At 71.1% G+C, this 8500-nt stretch carries 7 protein-coding genes; 2 read left to right on the top strand and 5 right to left on the bottom strand.

The window, feature by feature from the left end; genetic code table 11:
• Nucleotides 1-170: 170 nt before the first annotated feature.
• The 3 genes from ACSDR0_RS48305 to ACSDR0_RS48295 all read right to left on the bottom strand — a co-directional run bounded on the left by ACSDR0_RS48305 (nt 171) and on the right by ACSDR0_RS48295 (nt 2654).
• A complete protein-coding gene (locus ACSDR0_RS48305) occupies nt 171-1481 on the bottom strand; it encodes an FAD-binding oxidoreductase (RefSeq protein WP_435295729.1) in 1311 nt (436 codons plus the stop codon).
• A gap of 63 nt (nt 1482-1544) precedes the next feature.
• The gene (locus tag ACSDR0_RS48300) at nt 1545-1973 is read right to left on the bottom strand and encodes a DUF4267 domain-containing protein (RefSeq protein ID WP_364848360.1); all 429 of its coding nucleotides are present in this window, start codon (nt 1971-1973) and stop codon (nt 1545-1547) included.
• Nucleotides 1974-2015: 42 nt separating this feature from the next.
• On the bottom strand, nt 2016-2654 hold the full coding sequence (locus ACSDR0_RS48295) for a hemerythrin domain-containing protein (protein WP_225302058.1): 639 nt from the start codon (nt 2652-2654) through the stop codon (nt 2016-2018).
• Nucleotides 2655-2756: 102 nt separating this feature from the next.
• On the opposite strand from ACSDR0_RS48295, the gene ACSDR0_RS48290 reads away from it, so the two are divergent.
• Complete coding sequence (locus ACSDR0_RS48290; protein ID WP_435295728.1) at nt 2757-5984, top strand: BTAD domain-containing putative transcriptional regulator; 3228 nt, start codon at nt 2757-2759, stop codon at nt 5982-5984.
• Nucleotides 5985-6137: 153 nt separating this feature from the next.
• Nucleotides 6138-7103: a tyrosine-type recombinase/integrase gene (locus ACSDR0_RS48285; RefSeq protein WP_435295727.1), complete on the top strand. Its 966-nt coding sequence runs from the start codon at nt 6138-6140 to the stop codon at nt 7101-7103.
• A 259-nt stretch (nt 7104-7362) separates the two neighbouring features.
• Here the strand turns inward: ACSDR0_RS48285 and ACSDR0_RS48280 are convergent, their stop codons facing one another.
• Together ACSDR0_RS48280 and ACSDR0_RS48275 are read right to left on the bottom strand one after the other, a co-directional pair.
• Nucleotides 7363-7548 (bottom strand): hypothetical protein, encoded by a 186-nt coding sequence (locus ACSDR0_RS48280; protein WP_435295726.1) that lies wholly within the window; start codon nt 7546-7548, stop codon nt 7363-7365.
• A gap of 224 nt (nt 7549-7772) precedes the next feature.
• Nucleotides 7773-8330, bottom strand: a complete 558-nt coding sequence (locus ACSDR0_RS48275) for a hypothetical protein (protein ID WP_435295725.1) — start codon at nt 8328-8330, stop codon at nt 7773-7775.
• Between the last annotated feature and the right edge of the window lie 170 nt (nt 8331-8500).

The following is an 8500-nucleotide window of genomic DNA, read 5'->3' as shown; positions in this document are numbered from 1 at the left end:
CGATCTTCTCGGAAGTCCCGTGACCTGCGCAGATCAGCTCACCTTGGGGCTGGGGACACATTCGGGAGGAGGACGCCTTCACAGTGCTCGCAGGCGACATCTGTCACGTGGGTGTGGTGCGGTCCCGCCGCCCTGGTGGGCGGAGGGGCCGTGACCTGCTGGGAACCGATCTATCCGTGCACCGGGTAGTTGGCGCGGAACACGTTGTGCGGGTCACGGGCCCGCTTGATCTCCCGCAGCCGCGCGAGCGCGCTGCCGGAGAAGGACTTCGCCGCCGTGTCACCGGGGGACAGCACGGTGTACGGCTTGTGGCCGCTGATGTAGGCCTCCAGGTCGGCCACGACCTCGGCCTGCTTGGCGCGCGTCGCGTCGACCGTGTGCGGCAGGCCGAGACCCAGCAGGCCGAGCAGGTACGGCTCCGCCACCGCGCCGCTCGCACCGGCCCCGCCCTCCGGCTCGGCGAGCGCCCCGCCCAGATGCCTGATCTGCACGTTGATGAGCGGTTCGACCGGCTTGGCCAGCAGGAGCTCCACCGCGTCCGCGTCCAGGCCGGTGAGCAACTCCGCACGAGCGATGGACGGGGCCGGGTCGGTGGGCTCGGCGGTGATGTCACCCAGGTCGGCAACCGGGACGACGCCACGGCTGTCGGAGATCGCGCCCCCGATCTTGTCGATGCGCACCAGTAGGTCCTCTCCCTGAGCAGCCTCACCCAGGTAGGCCAGATCCAGCGTCACCATCGGCGACGCGCCGGGTGGCTGGAACCGGTTGATCCAGACACTGAGCTCACGCGGCGCCTCGGCGGTGATCTCCAGGAACGCGTCGTACACCTCCCTGGTCCGGTGCTCCGGCCAGATCACGCGCCCGCCGTACAGGACCGGCGCGGGATACAGCTCGAGTTCGAGGGCGGTCACCACCGCGAAGTCCCCGCCACCGCCGCGCAGCGCCCAGAACAGCTCGGGATCGGACTCGGCGCTCACCCGGCCCGGCTCGCCGTCGGCGTCCACGATGTCGATGGCCCGCACGCTGTCGGAGGCGAAACCGTACTTGCGGCTGAACCAGCCGACCCCACCGCCCAGGGTGTAGCCGGTCACGCTGACCCCCGGCGCGCTGCCGGACAGGCCGGTCAGACCCAGCGGACCGGCCGCCGCCAGCACGTGCCCCCACTTCACGCCCGCGCCCACCCGGACCACGCGCTGCTCCGCGCGTACCTCCACCTGGTTCAGCAGGCCGGTACGCAACAGGATCAGGCCTTCCACATCACCCGATGCGCCATGCCCGCTCGGCTGCGCGGTCACCGTCAGACCCGCCCGCCGCGCGTAACGCACGAGCGCCGCCACGTCATCGGCATCCGCAGCCTCCACCACGGCCGCCACCGGCTGCCTGACGGTCAGATTCCACGCGGTGGCCGCCTGTTCAAAGCCGTCGTCACCGGCCAGGAGCACGCGCCCCTTGAGGACACCGCGCAAATCGTTGATCGTCATCGTCGTCTCTCTTTTCGAGTTCTCAGAAAATGCGAAGGAACACCATGCCGCACTGCGGGGACGTCAGGCGGGCTGCGCGGCGGGCGCTGGGGTGGCGGTCTCCTGGGCCTTGCGCGCCTTGCTGGTCTCGCGGAGGATCAGCAACCCCGTGACCGCGATCAGCGCCGAGGTCAGGCCGTGGATGCCGAACGCGGCGGCCACGCCGCCGTCGTGGGCCAGCACGTTGACCATGTCGCCGAACGGGGCGACGGCCACCATCAGCAGGACCCAGCCCAGGGCGCGGCGGTGGCCCGTCACCAGCAGGATGCCCATGGCCAGGCCCATCGCGATTTCGCGGCTGCCCTTCACGAAAGAGAAGCCGCTGTCGCCAGAGGGCCAGTTCGGCAGGCCCGGGAAGGACGTCCCGAGGGGCAGGACGAAGGACAACCCGAGGTAGAGGGTGAACAGGACGACGGCGGCGGCCAGGCCGGTGTTGAGCTTCTTCTGCGACATGGTTGTTCTCCTTTGATGTTCAGACGGGGGTCGGGGCAGGGTTCAGCCGCGGACGCGGCGGATGTGGCGGGCGTAGCGGGGGCGGCCGATGACGTGCCAGATGACGCGGACCGGGGCGGGCAGGCCGCTGAGGACGATGGCGCGCTCGGCAGGGTTCGCGTCTTCCAGGACGGCGCCGAAGAGCGTGAGCAGGGTGAGCTTGGGAGTGTTGTTCACCAGGTGGTCGCCCAGGGAGGCCCACTCCTGTTGGGTGATGTGCTTGGCCGCGAGCGGGAGGAGGGTGGCCTCCTCGTCGTCGAGGTGTTCCAGCAGGACCGCGCGGTGCTCGGCGAGGGCGGCCACCAGGGTGTCGCGTTCGTCGGCGCCCGCGGTGGCCTCCCAGGCGGGGACCGCGGCGGCCAGTCTGGTCAGGGTGGCCGCGATGCGTTCGTGCTGGGCCTGCATGCGCAGGACGATGTCGGCCTCCAGGTCCACCCGGGCGAGCAGCGGCGGCCACAGCAGCTCGTCCTCGCCCTCGTGATGGTGGTGCAGGCCCAGCCGGTAGATGCGGAAGTGGTCGGCGATCACCTTGGCGCGAGCAGTGTCACCCGGGGCGACCGCCGCGACGAGGTCCACCAGCAGCCGTGTTTCACGGCGGAAAACGCGGTGCACGATCTCCATGTCCTGGGTATTGACGCTCATCTGTTCCTGCCCTTCATCGGTTGCGACGTGTTCAGGTTGCTCTCGGGTGTTTGGAGGGGACTTGGAGCCGATTTGGAACAGCCCAAGTACTATGTCCGGATCATGGTTTTCATCCGCGTACTGGGCTCGTTCGCCGCCGAGGTGAACGGTGAGCCCGTCCACCTCGGCGGGCCGCGGCAGCGCGGCGTACTGGCCCTGCTGGTGGCGGCGCGCGGGCAGGTCGTACCGGTCGACCGGATGATCGAGGACCTGTGGCGCGGCGAGCCGCCCGCGCGGGCGCTGATGTCCTTGCAGGCGTACGTGTCCAACCTGCGCCGGCTGCTGGAGCCCGGCCGCCCGTCACGCACCCCGGCCCGGCTGCTGGTGAGCGCGGCGCCCGGCTATGCGCTGCGGCTGCCCCGCGAGTCGGTGGACGCGTGGCGGTTCGAGGACCTGCTCGACCAGGCCCGTACGGACACCGACCCGCGCGCCGCCCGGGCCCGGCTCGCCGAGGCATTGGGCCTGTGGCAGGGACCGGCGTTCGCCGAGGTCGCCGACGAGCCGTGGGCCGCCGCGGAGACGGCCCGGCTGAACGAGCTGCGCCTGGTCGCCACCGAACTGCACGTCGCGGCCGGTCTGCGCATCGGCGACCCCGCCGCGGTGGTTCCCGAGGCTGAGCGGCTCACCCGCGACGAGCCTCTGCGTGAGGAGGGCTGGCGGCTGCACGCCCTGGCCTTGTGGAGCAGTGGCCGCCAAGCCGACGCGCTGGCGACGCTCCGCCGCGTTCGCGGGATCTTCGCCGAGGAGCTCGGGCTCGACCCCGGCCCGGACCTGACGGCGTTGGAGGAGGCGATCCTCACCCAGCGCACGGACGTCCTCCACGCGTCCGTGTTCCTGCCACCGCCTGTTGTCCCGCTGCCGCAGACGGTTCCGATCACCGAGGCGCCGTTCGTCGGACGCCAGGAGGAGCTGGCGGCACTGGTCGCGGCCGCTGCCGAGGCCGCCGCCGACGGAGCGCGCATCGCCCTTGTCACCGGCGAGGCCGGGCTCGGCAAGTCGACGCTTCTGGAACGCCTCGGCAGGCGGCTCGAACGTGACGGATGGCTGGTCGCCGTCGGCCACTGCTCGGAGGTCGACAGCGCGCCGCCCGCGTGGGCCTGGACTGAGGCGCTGAGAGGCGTTGCCGCGACCAGGTCCCCGGGCGAGTTCGCGGACGACCTCGCGCCGCTGCTCACCGACACCGAGCCGGTGAACGTCGACGCCACCGCGGGACGGTTCCGCCTGCGTCAGGCCGTGTGGAAGTGGCTCGCGGCCGTCGCCGCGGAACGCCCGGTCGCCGTCGTGCTGGACGACCTGCACTGGGCGGACGCCGTCACGCTGGAGCTGCTCGGCGGCGGCCTCGGCATTCGGGCCCCCGTTCTGGTCGTGGCGGCTTACCGGGCGGACGAGAGCGGGCACCTCACCGAAACGCTGGCCTCGCTGGCGCGCGCCACGCCGCTGCGGCTCCCCCTGCCCGGCCTGGACGACGCGGCCGTCGCGCAGGTCGTACGGAATGAGTGTGAGGCCGATGACGAGACCGTCGCCGGAATCGCCGAGCGCACCGGCGGCAACCCGTTCTATGTGCGGGAGAGCGCGCGGCTGCTGAACGGAGAGGGCGCGCTGGTCGCCCTCTCCGAGGTCCCCGAAGGCGTACGGGACGTGCTGCGGCGGCGCCTCGCACGGCTGCCCGAGGCAGGCGTGGCCGTGCTGCGACTGGCCGCGGTCGCAGGCCGGGAGAGCTCGGTGGACGTCCTCGTGGACGCCGCCGACACCGACGAGGAAGGCGTGCTGAACGCACTGGACGCAGGCGTGATCGCCGGGCTGCTGAGCGAGCCCGGCCCCGGACGGGTGCGGTTCGTCCACGCCCTCGTCCGCGACACCCTCGTCGCCGGCGTCAGCCGCCTGCGGGCATCCCGCATGCACGCCCGCATCGCCGCCGCACTGGAAGCCACCGGCGACATCCCGGCGCTCGCGCACCACTACGCGCGAGCCGGATCCCCCAAGGCCGTCGGCTACTGCCTCCGGGCCGCCGAACTGGCCGAAGCACGCTACGCCCACGACGTCGCAGCCGATCTCCTCACCGACGCGGTCGCGAACTCGACCGGCCCGGAGGAGCGCATAGACCTGCATGGCAGGCTGCTGCGGGCGCAGATCCGGGCCGGCGCCTTGCTTGCCGCGCGCCAGACCCGCCTGCAGGCCGTCGAGTACGCCGAGTCCCTGGGACGCGACGACTTGATGATCGCCGCGTTCACGGCCTGGACCGAGCCGACACCATGGCAGTCCCGCGAGTACGGCACGGTGGACCGGCCCATCGTCGACAGGCTGAGCCGCCTGCTCAAGCGCACCGACCTGGCCCCGGAGGCACGCAGCCACCTCCTCGCCGCCTACGCCGAAGAACTGGTCGGCGAGGACGACCCCACCGCCCTGGCGGCGGCCCGCGAGGCGCTCGACCTCGCCACCTCACCCCGCCTGCGGGCGGCGGCCCTCCAGGTCTTTACCCGCGGCCACCGCGGCTTGCCCGAACGCGACAACCTCTGCCGCGAACTGGTGGCGATCGGCACCGAGCACGACCTGCCCGTCTATCGCGTCACCGGGCTGCTCAACCAGGCCAGCGCCGCCGCCGGGGCCAACGACCCGGCCACCATGCGCCGCGCGGCTGCCGAGGCCCTCGACCTCGCGCGCACCTACCGGCTGCCCGAAGCGATCGGCGTCGCCGAGGTGGTGCTGGCGACCCTGGCCCTCATCGAGGGCCGGTTCGCCGACGCCGAACGGCTCTACACCGAGGCCGCCGACGGCATGCGGCGCGCCGGATCCCTGCACGCCGTCGGCTTCCTCGGCCTCGCGCTGGCCGCGATCTGGGTGAACAACGGCACGCTCGGCGAGCACCTGGAGGAGGTGCGCGCCTTCCACGAGGCGTTCGGCCCGATCGCCTCCGACCTGCTGGTCCTCGCCCTGCACGCCAACGGCCTGATCGACGAAGCCCGCCGGGTACGCACCTCGGACCCGATCCGGCCCGACTACTTCTTCACCTTCCTCACGACCGTCCGCGCGATGGCCGCCATCGCCCTGGACGACCGCGCCGCGGCCGAGGAGATCTACGCGACGCTGCTTGCGCGCTGCGACGGCCCCCCGCCGGACGCCACGAGCCTGTCCGTGGAGCTGCGCCCGGTCGCCCACACCCTCGGCGAGCTGGCCGTCTTCCTCGGCCACGACGACGAGGCCGCCGCCCACTTCGCTCAGGCCGCCACCATCGCCGACCGGTGGAACGCACCTCATTGGGCTGCCGAGGCCCGGTCGCGAACGACCACCTAGCCACTGCCCATGGCGCCGCACATCTGTGACACAGAACTTAGATTATCTGTCACACCGACCCTTGATGGATCGTGTCCGCCCAGCTTGGCGTCCGCCGCCGCGACGGCGACTCGGCTACATTATGTGTCACATCGCCCTGGCAGGAGGTCGCCCGTGTCCGTCGTGGCCTTTCCCGGCCGGCCCGACCCGGTCACCAGCGCGACGACCGGCACGACGACGATGGCCGCGGTCGAGCGCTTCCTCGACTCCATCACCGTGGCCACCACCCGCGCCGGCTACGCCGAGACCCTCGCCCGGCTCACCACCGTGACCGGCCAGGCCCACCTGGTCGCCGCCCTGGCTCCCGAGCACTACGCCGCGGTGATGGATCGCTGGAAGAGCGCGGCCGCCGCCACCTGGAACCGGCACCTGTCGGCCCTGTGCTCCTTCACCACCTGGGCCCAGCGCCAGGAGTTGCTGGTCACCAACCCGGCCCGCCGCCTGGAGCGCCGCAAACCCGCCCGCCGCGGCGACCGCGCCATCCCGCGCACCCGGCTGGAAACGCTCTTCACCGACCCCGCCCACCCCCTGCGCGAACGACTGCTGTGGCGGCTCCTGTACGACACCGCCGCCCGCGCCGAGGAAATTCTCACCCTCAACGTCGAGGACCTCGACCTGGAATTCCGCCGCGCCCGCGTCACCAGCAAGGGCGGCGCCATCGAGTACGTGCACTGGGCCACCCCCACCGCCCGGCTGCTGCCCCGCCTGCTGGCCGGCCGCACCACCGGGCCGCTGTTCCTGGCCGACCGGCGCGCGCCTTCCTCCGGCCGCCGCACGCCCGCGGCCGCCGACATCGACCCGACCACCGGGCGGGGGCGGCTGTCCTACCCGCGCGCCGAATACCTGTTCAAGACCGCCTCAGCCCAGCTCGACCCACACCGGCAGGGCTGGACCCTGCACCAGCTTCGTCATTCGGCGCTGCAGCATCTGGCCCAAGCCGGCCGAACCGCGCCCGAACTCCAGGCCAAGAGCCGCCACCAGCACCTGGCCAGCCTCGGCCGCTACGTCCGCCTGGGCGAGGAGACCTCCGCCCGCATCACCGCCGACGCCGACCCCATCCGGCGGCGCCGCCCTCGCTGACCGCACCGCACCAGAGCGGCCGACCGCTCAGCATGCCGGCCACACCCGCAGAACCTGCTCGGCATCGCGATCGCGCTGGCTCCACAGCGGCCGCCGTCCTTGGCCGTAGCCGAACCTCGGCTCGTCATCGCCCATGATCCCACCGTAGACGCCTCGCGACTGCCGTCCAGGCCCTGTGTATCGCCGCAGGTCAGGCAAATCTGTTGGAAATTTCCCCGGGACTACAGCGAGGCCATCGACCTTCACCAGCGAAGCGACATTAGATGATCGCGACCTGCGGGACCTTTTTGGAATAGGCCGGGAACCGGCCCTCGATCTCGTAGAACTTCAACATCAACGCGAACCCCTGCCGCGTCGCCCCCGACTTGTTCTTGATCAGCTTCCAGTCGCCTTCGACCGGCGTCCATGAGCCGATCAGCTCATCGGGCTCCCACTCCGCACGCACCGTAGAACCTCCCAGACCATGGACTCTCCCAACAGACGGAGATCACGATCAACGGGAGCCGGGACGTTCCACACCGGATTGATCTACTTGCAACCACTACGCGATGAACCAGCAAGATAGCTCACCGCTACTCTGCCCCTCGCCGTAGCTATAGGAGTTCGAGGCCTCCACAGGGGACAAGGCGACTGACGTCTTTTGTCCGGACCCCAGGCGTGGGGTGCGGCTCAGCTGGTGGCGTCGGTGTCGGCGTTGTGGGTGCGTCCGGCGCTCCGGTGTTGTTGATCGGAGGCGATCGTGGCTAGCAAGGTCAGCGCTTGCTCGGAGCGGCTGCCTGGTTGAGCCTGGTAGACGGTGAGCATCTGTCGGTCGGCGCCGGCGAGGTGGAATTTGTCGTAGTGCAGTTCGAGCTCGCCGACCTGGGGGTGTTGCATGCGGTGGACGCCGCCACCGGCGTGGGGCCGGACGTCGTGACGCGACCACAGCCGGCGAAAGTCGGGGCTCTTGAGGGAGAGCTCGCCGATGATGAGCTCGGCGAGCTGCGGGTCCTCGACGTCGGGGCCGACCGAGGCCCGCAGGGCGGAGACCACGTTTTTCAGCGGGGCCTCTGCGTCGCAGAAGAGGTCGCTCACCGCGGAATCGAGGAACGCCGCGCGCAGGATGTTGTGGCCGGGTGTGTACATCGGCGACAGTGCCGTCATCAGGGGGTTCGCCGCCAGCACGTCCAGGAAGCGGCCCTGCACGAAGGCAGGATTGCCGGGCCAGGAGTTGAGTAGCTGCCGCACGCTGGGACTGACTTGTTCCGGTCGGCGGGGCCGCCGCCGACGGGCGGTCGGGGCGGCCAACTCGTGCAGGTGGGCGGTGGCGTCCGCGTCTAGTACTGCAACGGCGCTTGCGCGGATAGATCGGTTTGCCGATCATTTATGTCTCGTGACGGTTGTAGATCTTGAGGCGT

The sequence above is a fragment of the Streptosporangium sp. G11 genome, assembly GCF_051192615.1.
GTDB lineage: Bacteria > Actinomycetota > Actinomycetes > Streptosporangiales > Streptosporangiaceae > Streptosporangium.
Note: the sequence above shows the minus strand (reverse complement) of the source record. Positions and strands in the feature narration are given on the sequence as shown.

What these genes read in the sequence shown, in the direction of transcription:
- ACSDR0_RS48300 (WP_364848360.1), bottom strand. Translation starts at nt 1,973, where the DNA reads ATGTCGCAGAAGAAGCTCAACACCGGCCTGGCCGCCGCCGTCGTCCTG.
- ACSDR0_RS48295 (WP_225302058.1), bottom strand. Translation starts at nt 2,654, where the DNA reads ATGAGCGTCAATACCCAGGACATGGAGATCGTGCACCGCGTTTTCCGC.
- ACSDR0_RS48290 (WP_435295728.1), top strand. Translation starts at nt 2,757, where the DNA reads ATGGTTTTCATCCGCGTACTGGGCTCGTTCGCCGCCGAGGTGAACGGT.
- ACSDR0_RS48305 (WP_435295729.1), bottom strand. Translation starts at nt 1,481, where the DNA reads ATGACGATCAACGATTTGCGCGGTGTCCTCAAGGGGCGCGTGCTCCTG.